Origin of the sequence: Vagococcus hydrophili (assembly GCF_011304195.1) — a bacterium.
In the GTDB taxonomy this organism is placed as follows: Bacteria; Bacillota; Bacilli; order Lactobacillales; family Vagococcaceae; genus Vagococcus; species Vagococcus hydrophili.
Genome location: NZ_CP049887.1, coordinates 26,711 through 43,518 on the forward strand (window position 1 = coordinate 26,711; position 16,808 = coordinate 43,518).

The following is a 16,808-nucleotide window of genomic DNA, read 5'->3' on the forward strand; positions in this document are numbered from 1 at the left end:
CCCACCTCCTTAAAATAATTTTTCTTGTTGGCTTTCAATCGTTCTAACAATTACTTCTGTTCGTGGCTTGTCTGAATAATACTTAGATGTTTTTAGATCAACTACACGAGCATCATCTTTCCAAATAATTCCGTTAATACCATCAAAAACTGCTTTTACATAGTTATCAATATCCGGTTTCGTATTTGGCCTTAATTGGCCAGCTAGTGCTTGTTCCGTTTTTTTCTTAGAAAACGACTTTAGAAGCTCCCTGTAAAAGATAACCTCAACTTCTAAATCACAATCAAGTGGAACGTCCGGCTTAACTTGTACTGCACAACTAGCAATAAAAGCTTTGTTGTCTTTACTTCTTTTTGAATCATACACACTCACAAAAGGCGCTTTTCCTTTTGCTTGAACTATTCTTGAACGTGGTCGTTCTTGTTGAATCGGCTGACCAGGTATAACAATTTTAATTTCCAATTAATTCACCTCAATTTCTAAACCAACACTAGTTTTTAAGTTGTGTTGTAGTGAGTTAATAGCATTTTGCGTTAAAATACGTTGCCACCTAACATTTTTAGGCGACCATCTTAAAGCACAAACTTTTAAAACTGCTCTTAATTCAAGACTTGGCTTAGTATACGTTTGAATATAAATACGATTATCATCAACATCTATTCCATAACCTTCTATTTCTTCATGGTCCACTTCTTTAAAGAATGACTGCCAACCTTGTTCTTCAGAACGTTTTTTTCTCATTTCTTCAACGTCTTCAGCTTGCCTTTTAAGTACTGGATCAAACATCTTCCTTGTATTTTCAAAGAAACGAGCATGTTTTCCATTCTCAGAATATAATTCAGACTCTCTTGCGTAAGTCCTGTCTAATTCTTTTCTTTTTTTAGCAACCGGATAATTACTGCCACCAGAAATCATAATTGAAGGTACATTTGTAGCTCCTAAAATAGCAGTTTTTAGTTCAACCACTAACTTATTGTATTTAATAAGTCGCTCATCCATTGCTGCTTCGTTTTCATCTGTTAAATATTCTTTGAACTTTTTAACGTAATCAGAAACGTATCCTCTAACTTCTAAATTAAAGTCTCTACCACTTCTAAAAGAAGTAAGTCGTTCATAGTTTTCTCCAACTTCTTTTGGAATCTCATAATCTAATTCAAAATCATCATTCATAACTCTTTTAAAGGTTAATTTACTCATTTTGTCACTCCTTTATTAATTCCATCCCTAAATCTTTACGAATTACATTTTCATGAATCCCATTATATTCAGCCATTTTTTTAATCAAATCGGAAAGCCACTGTTTGTGTGGCTTCGGTTTGTTGCAATGACATGGTCCAAATGTCGTAATTCCTGTAAATCCATTAATTTGGTGAATAACACCTTTTCCGTAACAGTCTTTACACATCAGCTTCTACCCTAACAATCCTTCTAACATCTTCTACTTTTAGAATTCCAAAATTATCACAACCGACCCATTCTTTTTTCTCAAATATGGCTTTCCAGATTGATTTAACATCTTCCGTTTTTAAAGTTAAAGTTTCAATCGTAGATTCAGTTGGTAAAAAAGATCCTTTGACAATATTTTTAAGATAAATTTTATATTTCGCTCTATCATCACTCATAACAACTAAATTCCTATCCCCAAAACCTAATTTTTCATCTATTTTTATTTCTTTAACAAATGGCCAATGATTTGGAAAGTATTGATTAATTTGTTCTTCAGTAAATTCTTGAGTGAAATATCCTTCGTTCTCACTTCTTAAGCCTATAAAGAAACCTGCTTGTGGAGTGTGATATAAAATCTCTTCATCCGTTTCTGTTTTCATAAATATTAATTCATACATCTTTGACATTACTTATCCTCCTAATAACTTATTCCGCTTCGTTTATCCTTTGTTGCCTGCGTGAACTTAATTATGTTGCCGTCTACTCCCCTGTGCAGACGGCTAATAATTTTTGGATTGTAAATCCTATACATTTGATCACTGGTTAAATTAGTTGTGATTATCGTTCTTGTCCTAGCGTTTAAAACGTTGAATAAAAACTTTTGATTGTACTCACTAGATTCTGTGTTTTCAGCTTTAAAACTTGATTCACTGCCAAAATCATCTAAAACAAGTAAATCTGCTTTTATTAATAAGTTAGTCATATTGTTTTCGGTGTATTTACTTTTAGGATTGTTAAAGCTATCTTTGACAAGTCTTAGCACGTCACTAATCGAAACAAACAAGCAACTTCCATAATCTTCATAGTTTTCATTAACCAGCTTTAAAATCGACATGCCCAAATGACTTTTACCAACACCAGGTACTCCAGTTAAAATTGTATTGAAATGATTTTCTTTATCAACGTACTTAGCAGCAATGATTTTCGCCTTTTTCAAAGCCTGTGACGTCTCTTCGTTGTCGATGGCATAATTATCAAAAGAGGCTTTCCAAAGTGTAGGGTCGCCGATAATAGAATCTTTCTCAAGCATTTGAACGGTTCTTCTAAGATGATTTTCTTTAACGGCTCTATTTGTCATTTCTTTTTCGTTATTTTCAATTTTTTCTTTTTGGCATTCAGTACAAAACGGTCTTTTGTCTTTCAGCTGTATCAACGGTATTGAGTGAAACTGACATATTTCATTAGTCTTTTTTACTTTGTTCAACAAATCAAAGTTCATCTTAATAGCTCACCTCCGAGTTGTTTTCTAGTATTGGTTTTGCTGAAGTTTGCTTTTTAGTATTTTTTTTCTCAAACTTTTTATCAAGCGCTGAAACATCTTCTAAAGTTTTAACATTATTCTTTTCCCAATCTCTAAGAATGCGTTCGGTATATTTAAAGTTAAACGCATCGTTTTCAGCTGATTTTTTTAAAGCTGCAATAACTAATTCAGAACTTAGGTCTTTACACCAATAATCAATATTTTCAATAATAATTGGATTGGCCATACCAAACACTTTTTCATAAACAGATATAACGTTTTCTGATTTGCTATCATCATCATCTATTTTGTTTACATTGTTATCATTGTTTACATTGTTGTTTGTATGCTTTTGGTGTGCTTCTGATATGCTTTTGGTATGCTTCTGTGGTGCTTTTGGTTTTTCGCTAATTGGTGTATCACTTTGTACTAATGGTGTATTGCTATGTGCATTGCCGGTGCTTTTTTCGGTCACGTTCGATTCATCATCAGTTCGTGAGTTAAAACCGGGTGGTGCTTTTTCTATTTTGCCACCTTGATAGAAGTCATAATTGACAATGGTTACAACGGTTTTTTTGGTGGTGCTTTTCCAAATTATCATTTCATCTTCTTGAAGTAGATTTAAAAACCGTTTAGCTTTATTGTTTGACCAGCCCCACCTGTTACATATTTTTCTTAATGAAGTTATTACTTGACCTCGTTGAACTTCTACTAAATTGCCATCAAATAATATTTTTTTATCTTTGTGATTAGCATCCATCAAAAGGTCAATCCACGCTTCATACTTTGAAAATGTTCTTTTTTCTTCATATAGCCAGTGATCACGTACACCTCTATGGATAGTTATCCAACCTTGTTCTGACATGCCATCACCACCTACGCTACATAAACAGGAACACCGACAACTTTTTGTGTTTCCTCTTTAAATAATTTTTCGTTACTATTTGAATCTGATAAATGTAAGAGCCAAACTTCTTGTAAGTAAGTACTCTTATTATTTTGAATAAACTGAATCGCTCGCTTGTAATCAAAATGGCTTTCTAATAATCTTTCTTGCCTCTTTTTATCATGAGCTAGGTTTTCCTTCATGGTTTCTTTTTCATAATTCATTTCAATCATGATATGAGTCACATTTGGAAATTGATATTTGATGTAGTAACTATCAGTAATAAATATCAATCTATCGCCAGCTGTATTATCAATCATGAATCCTGATGGCTCTCTAACATCATGCTGAAGTTTAAAAGGTGTTACTTCCCAAGTACCAATTGTTACTGTTTCTTTATACTTCATAGTGTTGAAACGATATCTATCAGTTTTTTCTAATCGTAAAACTTCGTCTTCAAACATAGCTTCACGAGTTCCCTTTGTAGAAAAAATATCAAACGCCGTTTCATCAACTATCTTTTTAATATATTTGCAATGGTCTCTATGCTCATGAGAAACCAGCAAGCCGGCTACTTTTGTTAAGTTATGTTTCATTTGAGGTAAAATCTTCTTTAATGAAACACCACATTCAATTAATAATTGTGAGTTGCCATCATCAATTAAGTAGCCGTTGCCGTCACTGCTAGAACCAAATGATTTTATACTAATCAATATGGATCACTGCTTTCTTCAATAGGTTCTTGATCTGTTACTTCTGAAAAATCACCGTTTTGAATTTCTCCATCTTCTGTTACGTTGGCCGGTCTTTCGTTATCAACTTTATTTATTGGTTCGAAAACTTCGGAGTTAGCATTTTCTTCTATCTCATCAATGATTACAGCCTCTTTTCTCTGCAGCTGTCTTTCTTGAAAATCATCATCCACGTTATCAGCAATTTGTTGGATATATGCGTTAGAAAAATCTTTAGGTATTTTCTTAACAATTCTGTTTCTCATTTTTCTGACAATCATTGATTCTCTACTTTGTGGCTCTTTCCAAGCCGGACTAATGTTACCTATTTTTTGCATTTCTTCATCATCAAGAATTTCATCAAGTGAGTGAGTTTCAGCAAATTCTTTAATTTTTGGTTTTTTATTGTCTTTATCTTTATCCCACATCAAATTGTTATACATATGGGCTAATAAGTTTGCTTTCACATCTTCACGTTCTGAAATGTAGAACTCAACTTGACCATCATTAAACTCAACAGGATAAACTACTCTGACAATTTTTCCTGTTCCTTTAGGATTCCAACTCGGCGGTGTAACTGTTATACCTGCATAACCTGGATAAGTAAATCCGTCGTCTTCTCTAACTTCCCAGTGACGATGAACTTGTTTAATGTTACGACCGAAACGACTTAAGATTGCATCGTTTCCATCACCCTCAATTCCCATTTCAATAATTTGAATAGGTTGGCCATTTTTGACCTTTTGATTACGTTTGATAAAGTAAACTTCTCTTGGAGTAGCTGTGGCATTTAATTGAAGTGCTGCCACTTGCATTAATGTTTGTGTCAAGTTGCTTTGGTCAATCTTACTCATATCAAGACCTTCTTTAACTAACAATTCATTGATAGATGAAATTGAGTTAATCACGCAAGTTCGCTGGTACTCTGTCATGTTTATACCGTTTCCGTGTAACTGCGTTTCAATTTGTGGCATGTAAGTATCGTTAATTTTTGCTAACTGTGATTTATAAACTGCTGGTGCTTGATTAGTCATTATCCATTATCCCCTTTTTGATTAAATCTTTTAGTTGTTTTTCTGTTTCCGTTATTTTTTGTTCTAATTCTTTCAAGGCAAGTGTCTTGAAAACTTCAACTGATACTTCATCTAATCTAAATAACCCTCTATCTTCTTGAATCCTAAATTCTTTATGATTGGCTAATTTACCTCCATGAACATCTATAAAATACAAATCATTTAAAACTGACTTCTGTTTTTCATAATTTTGCAATTCAACTTTTAGAATTGCGATTTCATCGGTAAAAGACTCTACTCTTTCTAAATTCATCTACTTAACCTCCACATTGAATTTTTCTTTTCTTGCATAGTTTTCAATCAGTTGTCCGTCAAAAACAATAGGCTCTGTGATTGATTCAGCATTATCAAGAAATACAGGCATTGAAACGTTAAGGCTTTTTGAAAAGCCTGAAATAATATCTAAATCACAACGACCACGTTCTCCAGTACTCATGCCTGCTGAATAATCAATACCGTTATAAGTAGCCTCACAAACCTCATCCAATCCACCATTTTTTAATGGTTTAAACAATTTGAATTTAGTAAGTTCAAAATGATTATTAATACTTTCTTCAAGCATTTTTACTTTCTTACGAGTAAATTCATCTATCAACCACAAGTGACGTTCTACTTCTTGATTTTGTGTTTTAAGATTTGAATCTTCTTTTCTTAATTCAGCCATACGCTCATTAACTGGGATGGCTTGATCAAGTTTAAATGTGAGTTCGATCAATCTGTTAACTTCAATTTTCGCCTTATCCCGTTCTTGCGTAGCTTCTTGGATAAATTGAGAACTATCAGACTTAGCAACTATTATTTTTTGTTGAAGTTCTTCAATTTCAGATTTAATCTTTTTATAGCTATCAGTATCCTCAAAAGCTCCTGTTTGTTGTTTTTGAGATTCAAGCTCATTTTTAAGCTCGTTATATCGTTTCATTGTTTTATCAAGGTTGTTTGTAACTTCTTGACGTTTAGCAACTAATTCATTAATTTCATTTGTGTAAATTCCAATATCAGACGCTGCTTTCTTACCTAATGAAATGTTATTCTCTACTTTATTTGATTTATCTAGATTAAATTTAGCGACTAAATCTTCAATCTGATCAACTGGTAAATCTTGGCCACACATAGAACATTCTTTTTTATGTTCATCAAAGTTCAAAACTTTCAATTCACTATATTCTTTTAACAAATATTCCTTGTCGTTCTCGAGAAGCTTTTTAGAATTTGCTAACTTATCAATTTCGAATTGTAAAGAGGTTTGAGTTTCTCTTAACTTAGTTCCTTCTGAATGAATAGTTGTTAAATCATTATTTAAGTTTTCAGTAACTAAATTAGAGCCTGCTAGAAACTTATTTTTTTCTTCGCCTAACTTAATATTTAAGTTTGCAACTTGTTCTTTAAAATCTAATGATGAATCACCGTTTTCTGCTGAAATAACTTTAGCTTCAGCTTTCTCTAAATTTGATTGAGCAACGTTTAAATCAGATTCTATTTGGTTTTTATCAAGTTCATCTAATGCTAATCTATCAAGCATATCTTGATTTTCTTGAATTCTCCCAGGCAATGATTTGATGTCATCTTGAAGTTTTTTCTTACGACTAGTGAGTATTTTTTTAGCGTCCTCAATACTTTTCCCATCAAGAATTGATTCAAGTTCTTTTAATTCAGGATCCATTTCGATAATTTCTTCATCTGTTAAACCCGTTAAGCTAATTAAATAGTTACGACGATTTTTCCATTCAAGAGTCATGAAGAAACCGGCAGCTGTCATTATCTGAAGAACCTCTTCCGGTTCAATATTTTCAAGGTACTCTTTCCATTCCTTTTCTTTTTTAGGAACGGCATCGATATAATATTCCGTTTTATCGCTCCCTCGAGTTTTTTCTAACTCGCCACGTTTGGTAGTCCAGTTTTCTTTTTGAACTCGTTTCATTAATACGACTTTTCCATCAATTACTAGTTCAGCTTCGATTGTTGGGTCAAGACCTAAGACTTCATTTTTATCTTTATCCTTTGGTTTAGGATTTAACTTAGCGCCTAATAAATCTTTTCCAAATAACAACCATGTTAAACCTTCACCAATAGATGTTTTTCCTGCTCCATTTGGACCAATTGCATGAGCTGACTTACCATCAAGTTCTAATTTGTAGTCCTTAAAACCTTTGAAATTCTTGTAGTGAATTGAATTAATTCTAATTTCAGTCATCTAAACCACCGCTTTCTGCTACTGAAAACAAAGCTTCTAAAAATTTGAACAAAACATCATCAGGAGTATTTTCAGACTTTACGCTTTTATCTTCACGTTTAGCTGTACATCTTGGACAGTCACAAACAGATTCAGCTCCTTGTCGTTTGATTGTATTGATCGTCTTTCCAGTGTCCTCTTCAATGTTTGATTCTAATAAAAGTAAATTCAAGCCTAACTCTTGGTCACTACCTGAAATAGAACTACTTGCAAAGTCATGTTTTTCAGAACTTGCTTGCATTACTAGTGATATTCCTTGTTTCTGACATTCTTCTGTCAACTCGCAAATTAATTCCTTAACCCATTCCAACTTGTTTTCTTGTGTCATTTCGTGATACACTCTCCTTGAATTTAATATTTTACTTCTGACTGATTTTTGCTTCCCGGCGAATCAGTCTTTTTTAATACTTCAATTAACGATTCCTGCAATTCTTTATACAATACTGTTTCGCCTAGCATTTCTATAAAACCTTTTTCTCCCTTGCCTTCAACAAATAAATCAGGCATTAAATTGGGATTCCCATTAATAATCTCAAAACGAAACCAAACTTTATCAAGCTTATCTATTTGAAATATTCCATATTCCGTTGTTAATTTTGGAAGTTCAATGTTTACAAGCTCTTTCATCTTCTCACCACCCTTCAATTACTGTGTTTCTGCTTAAAAACATCAGCTACATGCTCAACATATCTAGCTTGCTGTTCCATGTATGAATCTTCATCTTTTCCCCCTGAAGCTTTCCAGTCACTTATTCGTTTATCAACATCAGTTAAAACAACTAACGCAATGTTTCCTGGAATATGTGAAGCTGCTTCTGATATTCTTTCTTGAATTTGCATTAAGCCACCTTCTTTTTCTTTTTGGTTTTAATTTTCTTTAACCAGTTATTAGCTGCTTTTTCAACTTCATTAGGTGGTAACTGATTTCTTTTACCTCTAATTTGCTTTATGTTGCCACCTTGGTACTCAATTGTGTAAAAAGGTTTGTTGATTGAATCTTTCTTTCTAACAAACACAATTGTTGTAGTGCCTTTAAAATGACCATCTACGTACTGGCTACCACCAACACAATGACTTAATTGTTTGCCTTCGTTAATGATTTCTTTAGTACTCTTTGGAATGATGAATACATAATCATCAACAACAGCTTCTAACTTATCCATTTGCTTAATTCGTTTTTCATAAAGTGTTCTTTCCTTTTTACTTGATTTTGTTTTCCCTTCAACTGTCATAATATTGAATAATTCAACTGCATTATCGTGAGCCTTAGTTAAATCTTTAGGTGTAATCAAGTTGTCAGTATCAACAGCAACTTCCATTTCATCTAATAACATCAAGTAATCTTTGTAGTAACTGAAGTCTACCTTGTTCTTGATTATCCAATTTTGAAAATTAACCATTCTTGCTTTTTTAGGAATATGATTAATGTCACTAAACTTCAAATACTCTTCAATTCCTGGTACTATTTTGCCACCTCGTGATTTAATACGGTTCTCTAATTCGAAGTAACTAAAAGACTTTTCAGTATTTTTTAAAACTGATTTATTTCTCTTTAACCAATTTTCATTGAATGTCCTCATATCAATACTGTGACCACGCATTAATTCGCTCGCTATTTTCTTAGCTCCAATTTTTTGAAGAAACTCTATTTCTTTTCTATGCTTATAAAGTCGTGATAAATAGAACCAGCCATTACATTCTTCATCATTAGTAAAGTCTATATATTTCAATTCTGATATTCCCGAAATCCTTTCATCCCAGCTTGGTTCATAAAATTTAACCCCAGTATAAGCACTGCCCATTGATGTCATAGGAACTAATCCACTAGAATAACCATTCCACCACTTACCTACTTTGATATGCTTGTCGTTAGTAAATAGTTCTAAGTTGGCTAACTCTTTCTCTATAAATTGCTTTCCTTCAACAATCTCTGAATAAAAAGCCCACGTTTGAATTTCTATTCTTTTCTTTGTAACTAGGACTAAAGCAAAAGCATAAAACTTATCATTGAATGTCAGCACTGTGTTTTTTCTAAGCTGTTTCTCAATCACTTCACAATTCTTTCTGTCTGAAGCTAGGATAGTTTCGCTCTTATTACTCCATTTGAAAGTATGAATTTGTGAGTAACACCAATCAAAAAAACTTTTTAGGTGGTTTGAGTGAGTTATCAATATATTTTTGATATTTACTTATACTCATGACATATCAAGCAAACTTAATTGCTCTACTCCATCAGAATTATTAATTGATTTCTTAGCTGATGTCTTTTTAGGTTGTGCAGCAACCTTAACCGTTGCTTGAATGCTTGAATTGCTTTTTGGTAATTTTTTTGATGTGAAGTATTTATAAACCCATCCGAAAACTGTTTGATCTGCAATCATGGCCACATTGCCATCTTTTTGTTTAGATGCTTGTTCTGAACAGTATTTCAAAGCTCCTTTAATACTTTTTTCTTTTTTTAGAATTCCTTCAAACAACTCTTCGCATTCTTGGTCACATAACCAGTTGTGAATAGCGTCTTCTGCTCCACTATGCTTTTGGTTCATTTCTTCAAGCATTTTATCCAGCGCTTTATCTTTAACAGACAAATGAATCACTCCTTTCAAACGCTAAAAACATCACTGCTACAAAAAGTAAAATATTAAGAACGATTGATAAATATAAAAGTAACTGCATTTGTCTAGTACGCTTAACTGGTGTTGTGTTTGTACCAAGTGCTGCCAATAAATATTTTTTTGTCATTTTCTTATTCCTTTCCGTTTATCAATATTTTGTTGAGCTAACTGCATGTAATACTCGTTGCTAACTCTCCACTTACTTAAATCTTTTAAAGCTTTGTCTAACGCTTGTTTTCTTGTCATTTGACCACCTACATTCTGTTTTCAATCATAAATTTATCAATTTCTTGTGTGTCGATTCGAAACGTTCCATCTACTTTAGTAATAGGCAATCCTTTAGCTAACCACTTTTCAAGAGTTGGTTCTGAAATGTCTGCATAGACACACGCATTTTTTTTATTAAGATAACGAGATTTAATTGCATAATTCTTTTCAATGCTTTTTAAAGTCTTATCAACCATTGATAAAATCTTATCCATTATCTTATTCATGAAGTTGTCGCTTAAAACTTGCACGGAGTACACCTCTTTCTTTTTTACGGTTAAACCGTAACTTTAGGTAAAAAAACAATGTCATCATAATTGACATTAAATACTTGTTCAATTCGTTTTATCTTGGGTACATCTGGAAATGTTTTCGCTTGCTCCCAACTTCTCCAAGTATCTTCTGAAACACCTACTAGCTTAGCTGACTGCTTCTGAGAAAGATCAAAACTAGCTCTTAAAACTTTTAATGTTATTTCCAAAAAAGTTCCTCCTCTCAATTAATCTGTACTCACAATATAATACGGTTAAACCGTAAAGTCAAGATATTATTCTTGTTTTACCGTATTTTTTTACGGTTTAACTTGTAAAAACTAAAGTTTTGAGTTAGTATAAATTTATACATTTTATTGAAGGGAGTTTTAATTGTGAGTGATTTAGGTAATAAAAAAATAATGGCTGAGAATATAAAAAAACTTATGGATTCTAGAGGAATTGACAGAAAAAAACTTTCGGATGACTTAGATATTAGTTATACAACAGTTTCAGATTGGATAAATGGAAAAACTTACCCAAGAATAGATAAAATTGAAACAATGGCAGAATACTTTAATGTTACGAAATCTCAATTAGTTGAATCAGCTAATTCAGAAGCTAATGAATCAAAAGACTTAAACAAAATGTTAGATGAAGCAATGACTTATAGTGGTAAACCTCTATCAGATTCAGATAGAGAGATAGTAAAAGCTTTTCTAGAGGGTAAATTTGGAAGTAAATGAGGTAATTTTATTGGATAAATTAATCAAGTGGCTTAAACATGAAGGTATAGAAGTTTACTTTGTAGATATGGAAGAGGTTGGGCTTTGTTTAGTAAATAGTAATACTATTCTAATAAGTAATCTATATAATGAATTGACACAATTAAAAGCAATCCGTCACGAATTAAAACATTTTGACCATAAAGACTATATTTACCTTTACGACCAATTTGTTTACCATTCAAAAATGGAGTATGAAGCAGAGCAAAATGTTGTTAAAGAATCGTTAAATGAGTATATTGCATTTCTAGATGGAGATATAGAAAAAGTAAACTACCTAAAATTTTTAGAAGATTATGAGCTAGATTCAAACTATGCGCCTTATGTTATACAGTTATTAACAAAGATGAAACTACGTATTCCTAAAAATAATCTAGAAAACTCTGAAAATTGTATCGCTATACATGGCTTCGTTAAATAAAAAAACACACTGCCTCCCCGCCTAAAAGGAAATAGTGTGTTGAAGCTAAATTACTTCAAAGATATTATATCATATTGGAGGAGAGTAAAATGGCAAAATTAAAATGTCCATCTTGTAAGTCACCTAAAGTTCAACTAATAGATTCACAAACAAACATTGAAAGTAAAAAATCAACTTCTTTAAACCTTAACCCATTAAAACCTTTCACAGTTTTTAATCACAAAGAGAAGAAAAAGAAAAAAACTTCTAGTGGAAAAGTAGCTCTTGGTGTAATGACCGGTGGAACTTCTTTACTTTTTACTGGAACTAAACAAAATAAAGGTAATGAATGGCATTGTACAAATTGTGGTAATGTTTGGAAAAGTAAATAAAAAAATAAGCACATCTCATCAGTTTGGCGACCGAAGATGTGCTCAACATAAAAAAATTCCTATGCTAGATAGGCCTCTTTATTGTACCCATTTTAGCATAGAAAGGAGAGAAAATCATGGTTAAATATGAGAAATACAAGACAAAGGCAGGAAAGGATAAATGGAAATATAGTGGATATTATGGTTTTGATGAAAAGACTGGTAAGAAGTTACAACCAAGAGGACGTGGATTTGATTCAAAAGCGGAAGCAAAACTGGATTATGAAAGAACTGTAGAAAACTACAAAAATGAAGCCCAACAAAAAATGAAACAAGATATTAAGTTCTCACAACTGCTCGAAGAATACTTAGAATACTATAAGCAAAGCGGAATTAAACCTGGTACTTATAAAAAATTTAAAGATGAAATGAATCGCTATGCTATTCCCTTACTCGGTAAAAAGTATGTGTCCAAAATTGATGTGGACGATTGCCAGGAAGCGTATGATGCACTAAGAAAGAAACGTAAAGACCATAGAAAGATTAAGAATCAAATAAAGACGGTTTTAGATTTTGGGATTACTAAACAATACATAACCACTAATCCAATGGAGTATATTCTAATTAGTAAAGTTGAAACTAGGTATAAGAAAAGAAGGCTTGCTGCTTCTGAAAACTTCTATGAACCTCAACAACTGATGACTTTTTTAGAAGCTTATAAAGAAGTTGAAGAATTTCATAAGTTCGTCTATTTCAGATTAATTGCTTTTACTGGGTTAAGACGTGGGGAAGCACTAGCTTTGTATGAAAGTGATGTAATTAGGAATAAAAAAGCTATTGATGTGAATAAAACGTTAGCTGAGGATGAAGATGGTAAAACTTATGTGGATCCATTTCCTAAAACTGAAGAATCAAATAATATAGTTTACCTAGATGATGATACTTACGATTATGTCATAGAACTGATTAATTTTAGAAATTCTTTCGAACAATACGGAAACACAACTTATATTTATAATAATGACTTTTTATTTCCAAGTCCTAAAACAGGAAAACATTATCACCGACAAGCTCCAAACGAATGGTTAAAAAACTTCTTTGACAGAAACGAAGATGAACTAAAACGACGTGGCATACATCGGATATCACCACACGGTTTTAGACATAGCCAAGCGACTTTATTATATGAATTAGGTGTTGACCCTAAAGATGCTCAATATCGTTTGAGACACGCCAACTTAAAAACGACGATGGATATTTACACACATATTTCTAAAGACCGCAAACGTGCGCCAATCCTAAAGTTAGATGAATTTTCGGCTAATGGTGCAACATTTGGTGCAACCAAACAAGAAGAAACAAAAAAAGAGCGTCAAGAACGCTGATTTAACAACACTCTTGACGCTAGATATTCAATTATCCAACCGACCCTTCCATCTCATACCCAATAAGTCTATTCAACTCAACGGCATACTCCATTGGAAGTTCTTTCGTAAATGGTTCAACAAATCCCATAACAATCATCTCTGTCGCTTCTGCTTCTGTTAAGCCACGACTCATTAGATAATACAATTGCTCTTCTGAGATTTTTGATACTTTTGCCTCGTGTTCTAATGCCACGTGGCTATTGTGAATCTCGTTAAATGGTATCGTGTCACTCTTCGATAAAGCATCCATGATAATCGTGTCACATTCAATATGCGAGATTGATCCTGGACTGTTTTTAGCAAAGGTTACTTGACCACGATAATTCACTTCGCCGCCGTCTTTAGCGATTGATTTTGAAACAATCGAGCTCGACGTGTTTGGTGCGTTGTGAATCATTTTTGCTCCTGTGTCTTGGATTTGGTTCGCTCCTGCAAAGGCAACGGATAACATCGTACCACGAGCGCCTTCTCCTTCTAGGTAAACACTTGGGTATTTCATCGTTGTCTTAGCACCTAAGTTACCGTCAATCCATTCGATGGTTGCGCCTTGTTCGGCTCTGGCACGTTTAGTTACTAAGTTATACACGTTATCAGACCAGTTTTGGATGGTTGTATAACGGCAATAAGCATCTTTTAAGGTAAAGATTTCAACGATGGCTGCATGTAAGCTATTGCTTGAATAGGTAGGTGCTGTACAGCCTTCTACGTAATGCACACTTGCGCCTTCGTCAACGACAATCAGTGTTCTCTCGAATTGACCTGTGTTTTCCGCATTGATACGGAAATAGGTTTGTAATGGCACATCTACTCGCACGCCTTTTGGTACATAGATGAAAGTTCCACCTGACCATACGGCTGAGTTTAGGGCTGCCAACTTGTTATCAGTTGGTGGCACTAATTTTGAGAAATATTGTTTGAATATTTCTGGGTACTCTTTTAAGGCTGTGTCTGTATCTGTAAAGACGATCCCTAATTTAGTGAATTCGTCTTTCATATTGTGGTAAACCACTTCTGATTCATACTGGGCAGAAGCGCCGGCTAAGTATTTACGCTCTGCTTCTGGAATCCCGATACGCTCAAAGGTTTCTTTGATTTTATCTGGCACATCATCCCAATCACGAGCTGGTTTATCACTTGGTTTTTGGTAGTATTTGATTTTTTCAAAGTCAATGTCTGATAAATCTGGTCCCCATTTTTGCATTGGCATTTTGTTGAATGCTTCTAATGATTTTAAACGGAATTCCAGCATCCATTCTGGTTCTTCTTTTTGGGCTGAAATTTCTCTAACAACGTCTTCTGATAACCCTTCTCCTGTACTGAAGACTGGTTTGACGTCATCATGAAAACCAAATTTATATTCTTCTAATTCTGGTACTTCACTCATTTAGGTTACACTCCTTTTTCTTCAGTATGTATATGTCCTTCGACAGTTGTTTCGTTTTCTTGGATGATGCCGCGTTCTAAGGCTTTCCATGCTAGTGTGGCACATTTAATTCGTGCTGGAAATTTTGCAACGCCTGAAAGCATTCTGGCATCTCCTAGTTGTTTCTCATTTTCGATTTTTTCGCCTTGAACAAGTTCTAAAAAGTTTCCCACGATTTCAATGGCTTCTTTTTCTGTCTTGCCTTTAATTGCCATGGTCATCATGCTGGCACTTGCCATGCTAATCGAACAACCATGTCCATCAAATTTTACCTCTTGGATGATGCCATCTTCAATTTGCAAGTGCAATTGAATCACGTCGCCACAAGTTGGATTGTTTAATTCGATTTGGCTTGTCGCCTCGTTTAAACTGCCCTTATTGTGGGGATGATTGGTATGATCCAAGATAACTTGGCGATATAAATTTTCTAATTTAGATAAAGCCATTAGCGAAAAACTCCTTTGTTGCAAGGATGGCTTCGACTAAACGATCAGCATCCTCTTTGGTATTGTATAAATAAAAACTGGCTCTAGCAGTTGATTGAATGTTTAAATAATTAAGTAGTGGTTGAGCACAGTGATGTCCTGCTCGAACGGCTACTCCTTCCATATCAAGAGCTGTGGCTGTATCATGTGGGTGCACATCATCTAGATTAAATGCAATCACTCCACTATGTTTTTTCGGATCATTAGGTCCATACACAGTTAAGCCATCAATCGCCAGTAACTTCGTAAGACATAATCCACTAACTCTTGTTCATGTTGATGAATGTTATCCATGCCGATTTCTGTTAAGTAATCAATGGCACTTCCTAAAGCAATAGCTCCTGCGATGTTTGGTGTCCCTGCCTCAAATTTCCAAGGCAACTCTGACCACGTACTATGATCATGGTAGACAAAATCAATCATCTCCCCACCAAATTCGATAGGTTCCATTTTTTCTAGTAAGCTTTGTTTCCCGTAAAGAACGCCAATCCCCGTTGGTCCACACACCTTATGTCCACTAAAAGCATAAAAGTCTGCGTCTAAGTCAACGACATCGACTGGCATGTGAGGCACAGATTGCGCACCATCCACCACCATCACACCACCGACTTCATGAACCAAATGCGCTAGCTCCTTCACTGGGTTAGTGACACCTAAAACGTTTGACGCATGAGCTACTGATACAATTTTTGTGCGCTCATTGATTTTGTTTTTGGCATCTTCTAAATCTAGCTCGCCTTCTGGTGTTAAGTCAATATAAACTAACTTAGCTCCTTGTCGTTTGGCTAATTCTTGCCACGTCACCACGTTTGAATGATGTTCCATTTGGGAAATCAGGATTTCATCTCCTTCATTCACAAAGGAATCACCAAAACTACGAGAAACCCAGTTAATCGATGTGGTCGTTCCTCTTGTAAAAAGAACTTCCTTCGTACTTTTCGCTCCGATAAACTGGCGCACTTTCTCTCTTGAAGCTTCATAACTTGATGTGGCTCTTTCAGCCAAAGTATGAACCCCACGATGAACATTGGCATTGTCATGTTCATAGAAATAAACCAATGAATCAATGACTTGTTTAGGCTTTTGACTGGTTGCCGCACTATCTAAATAAACTAAAGCTTCATCATTGACTTCTTGAAATAAAATCGGAAAATCATCTTTAATTTTTTTATCTAGCAT

General features: G+C 34.0%; 25 protein-coding genes and 1 pseudogene. 4 read left to right on the top strand and 22 right to left on the bottom strand.

Annotated elements, in window-relative coordinates:
• Positions 1 to 9: 9 nt before the first annotated feature.
• The 19 genes from G7082_RS00175 to G7082_RS00260 all read right to left on the bottom strand — a co-directional run bounded on the left by G7082_RS00175 (position 10) and on the right by G7082_RS00260 (position 10,968).
• Positions 10 to 462: a RusA family crossover junction endodeoxyribonuclease gene (locus G7082_RS00175; protein ID WP_166033166.1), complete on the bottom strand. Its 453-nt coding sequence runs from the start codon at positions 460 to 462 to the stop codon at positions 10 to 12.
• On the bottom strand, positions 463 to 1,197 hold the full coding sequence (locus G7082_RS00180; RefSeq protein WP_166033167.1) for a hypothetical protein: 735 nt from the start codon (positions 1,195 to 1,197) through the stop codon (positions 463 to 465).
• 4 nt (positions 1,198 to 1,201) lie between these two features.
• The gene (locus tag G7082_RS00185) at positions 1,202 to 1,405 is read right to left on the bottom strand and encodes a hypothetical protein (RefSeq protein WP_166033168.1); all 204 of its coding nucleotides are present in this window, start codon (positions 1,403 to 1,405) and stop codon (positions 1,202 to 1,204) included.
• The gene (locus G7082_RS00190) at positions 1,398 to 1,853 is read right to left on the bottom strand and encodes a hypothetical protein (RefSeq protein ID WP_166033169.1); all 456 of its coding nucleotides are present in this window, start codon (positions 1,851 to 1,853) and stop codon (positions 1,398 to 1,400) included. Before G7082_RS00190 ends, G7082_RS00185 begins: the two co-directional genes overlap by 8 nt.
• Before the next feature lie 11 nt (positions 1,854 to 1,864).
• A complete protein-coding gene (locus G7082_RS00195; RefSeq protein WP_166033170.1) occupies positions 1,865 to 2,665 on the bottom strand; it encodes an ATP-binding protein in 801 nt (266 codons plus the stop codon).
• Between the two features lies 1 nt (position 2,666).
• On the bottom strand, positions 2,667 to 3,551 hold the full coding sequence (locus G7082_RS00200; RefSeq protein WP_166033171.1) for a DnaD domain-containing protein: 885 nt from the start codon (positions 3,549 to 3,551) through the stop codon (positions 2,667 to 2,669).
• Positions 3,552 to 3,562: 11 nt separating this feature from the next.
• Positions 3,563 to 4,285: an MBL fold metallo-hydrolase gene (locus G7082_RS00205; RefSeq protein ID WP_166033172.1), complete on the bottom strand. Its 723-nt coding sequence runs from the start codon at positions 4,283 to 4,285 to the stop codon at positions 3,563 to 3,565.
• Positions 4,282 to 5,337 carry a recombinase RecT gene (locus G7082_RS00210; RefSeq protein WP_166033173.1) on the bottom strand — a complete coding sequence of 352 codons (1,056 nt, stop codon included), beginning with the start codon at positions 5,335 to 5,337 and terminating at the stop codon, positions 4,282 to 4,284. Before G7082_RS00210 ends, G7082_RS00205 begins: the two co-directional genes overlap by 4 nt.
• The gene (locus tag G7082_RS00215; RefSeq protein WP_166033174.1) at positions 5,330 to 5,629 is read right to left on the bottom strand and encodes a hypothetical protein; all 300 of its coding nucleotides are present in this window, start codon (positions 5,627 to 5,629) and stop codon (positions 5,330 to 5,332) included. The genes G7082_RS00210 and G7082_RS00215 overlap by 8 nt, the downstream gene beginning before the upstream one ends.
• Positions 5,630 to 7,567, bottom strand: coding sequence for an AAA family ATPase (locus G7082_RS00220; protein WP_166033175.1), 1,938 nt, complete (start codon positions 7,565 to 7,567; stop codon positions 5,630 to 5,632).
• On the bottom strand, positions 7,560 to 7,934 hold the full coding sequence (locus G7082_RS00225; protein WP_166033176.1) for a hypothetical protein: 375 nt from the start codon (positions 7,932 to 7,934) through the stop codon (positions 7,560 to 7,562). Before G7082_RS00225 ends, G7082_RS00220 begins: the two co-directional genes overlap by 8 nt.
• Positions 7,935 to 7,957: 23 nt before the next feature.
• Positions 7,958 to 8,233 (bottom strand): hypothetical protein, encoded by a 276-nt coding sequence (locus tag G7082_RS00230; RefSeq protein WP_166033177.1) that lies wholly within the window; start codon positions 8,231 to 8,233, stop codon positions 7,958 to 7,960.
• 14 nt (positions 8,234 to 8,247) lie between these two features.
• Positions 8,248 to 8,445 carry a DUF6877 family protein gene (locus tag G7082_RS00235; RefSeq protein WP_166033178.1) on the bottom strand — a complete coding sequence of 66 codons (198 nt, stop codon included), beginning with the start codon at positions 8,443 to 8,445 and terminating at the stop codon, positions 8,248 to 8,250.
• Positions 8,445 to 9,656, bottom strand: a complete 1,212-nt coding sequence (locus G7082_RS00240) for a PcfJ domain-containing protein (RefSeq protein WP_238842672.1) — start codon at positions 9,654 to 9,656, stop codon at positions 8,445 to 8,447. Before G7082_RS00240 ends, G7082_RS00235 begins: the two co-directional genes overlap by 1 nt.
• Positions 9,657 to 9,800: 144 nt before the next feature.
• Complete coding sequence (locus G7082_RS00245) at positions 9,801 to 10,193, bottom strand: Cas9 inhibitor AcrIIA9 family protein (protein WP_238842673.1); 393 nt, start codon at positions 10,191 to 10,193, stop codon at positions 9,801 to 9,803.
• Positions 10,183 to 10,347, bottom strand: a complete 165-nt coding sequence (locus G7082_RS00250; protein WP_166033179.1) for a hypothetical protein — start codon at positions 10,345 to 10,347, stop codon at positions 10,183 to 10,185. The genes G7082_RS00245 and G7082_RS00250 overlap by 11 nt, the downstream gene beginning before the upstream one ends.
• Positions 10,344 to 10,466, bottom strand: a complete 123-nt coding sequence (locus G7082_RS15095; protein WP_275115398.1) for a hypothetical protein — start codon at positions 10,464 to 10,466, stop codon at positions 10,344 to 10,346. Before G7082_RS15095 ends, G7082_RS00250 begins: the two co-directional genes overlap by 4 nt.
• An 8-nt stretch (positions 10,467 to 10,474) precedes the next feature.
• Positions 10,475 to 10,714: a helix-turn-helix domain-containing protein gene (locus G7082_RS00255; RefSeq protein WP_166033180.1), complete on the bottom strand. Its 240-nt coding sequence runs from the start codon at positions 10,712 to 10,714 to the stop codon at positions 10,475 to 10,477.
• 50 nt (positions 10,715 to 10,764) lie between these two features.
• A complete protein-coding gene (locus G7082_RS00260; protein WP_166033181.1) occupies positions 10,765 to 10,968 on the bottom strand; it encodes a helix-turn-helix transcriptional regulator in 204 nt (67 codons plus the stop codon).
• A 165-nt stretch (positions 10,969 to 11,133) separates the two neighbouring features.
• On the opposite strand from G7082_RS00260, the gene G7082_RS00265 reads away from it, so the two are divergent.
• The 4 genes from G7082_RS00265 to G7082_RS00280 all read left to right on the top strand — a co-directional run bounded on the left by G7082_RS00265 (position 11,134) and on the right by G7082_RS00280 (position 13,679).
• Entirely contained in the window at positions 11,134 to 11,484 is a 351-nt protein-coding gene (locus tag G7082_RS00265; RefSeq protein ID WP_202983118.1) for a helix-turn-helix domain-containing protein, read from the top strand.
• A gap of 10 nt (positions 11,485 to 11,494) precedes the next feature.
• Complete coding sequence (locus G7082_RS00270) at positions 11,495 to 11,944, top strand: hypothetical protein (RefSeq protein ID WP_166033182.1); 450 nt, start codon at positions 11,495 to 11,497, stop codon at positions 11,942 to 11,944.
• Positions 11,945 to 12,033: 89 nt separating this feature from the next.
• Positions 12,034 to 12,315 carry a hypothetical protein gene (locus G7082_RS00275; protein WP_166033183.1) on the top strand — a complete coding sequence of 94 codons (282 nt, stop codon included), beginning with the start codon at positions 12,034 to 12,036 and terminating at the stop codon, positions 12,313 to 12,315.
• 116 nt (positions 12,316 to 12,431) lie between these two features.
• Positions 12,432 to 13,679, top strand: a complete 1,248-nt coding sequence (locus tag G7082_RS00280; protein ID WP_166033184.1) for a tyrosine-type recombinase/integrase — start codon at positions 12,432 to 12,434, stop codon at positions 13,677 to 13,679.
• A 31-nt stretch (positions 13,680 to 13,710) separates the two neighbouring features.
• On the opposite strand, the gene sufB is transcribed toward G7082_RS00280, so the two are convergent.
• From sufB to G7082_RS00295, 3 genes and pseudogenes are all read right to left on the bottom strand, one after another.
• Complete coding sequence (sufB, locus tag G7082_RS00285) at positions 13,711 to 15,105, bottom strand: Fe-S cluster assembly protein SufB (protein WP_166033185.1); 1,395 nt, start codon at positions 15,103 to 15,105, stop codon at positions 13,711 to 13,713.
• A 5-nt stretch (positions 15,106 to 15,110) separates the two neighbouring features.
• On the bottom strand, positions 15,111 to 15,590 hold the full coding sequence (gene sufU, locus G7082_RS00290; RefSeq protein ID WP_166033186.1) for a Fe-S cluster assembly sulfur transfer protein SufU: 480 nt from the start codon (positions 15,588 to 15,590) through the stop codon (positions 15,111 to 15,113).
• Positions 15,577 to 16,808 (bottom strand): annotated as a pseudogene (locus tag G7082_RS00295) (cysteine desulfurase). The gene sufU and the pseudogene G7082_RS00295 overlap by 14 nt, the downstream one beginning before the upstream one ends.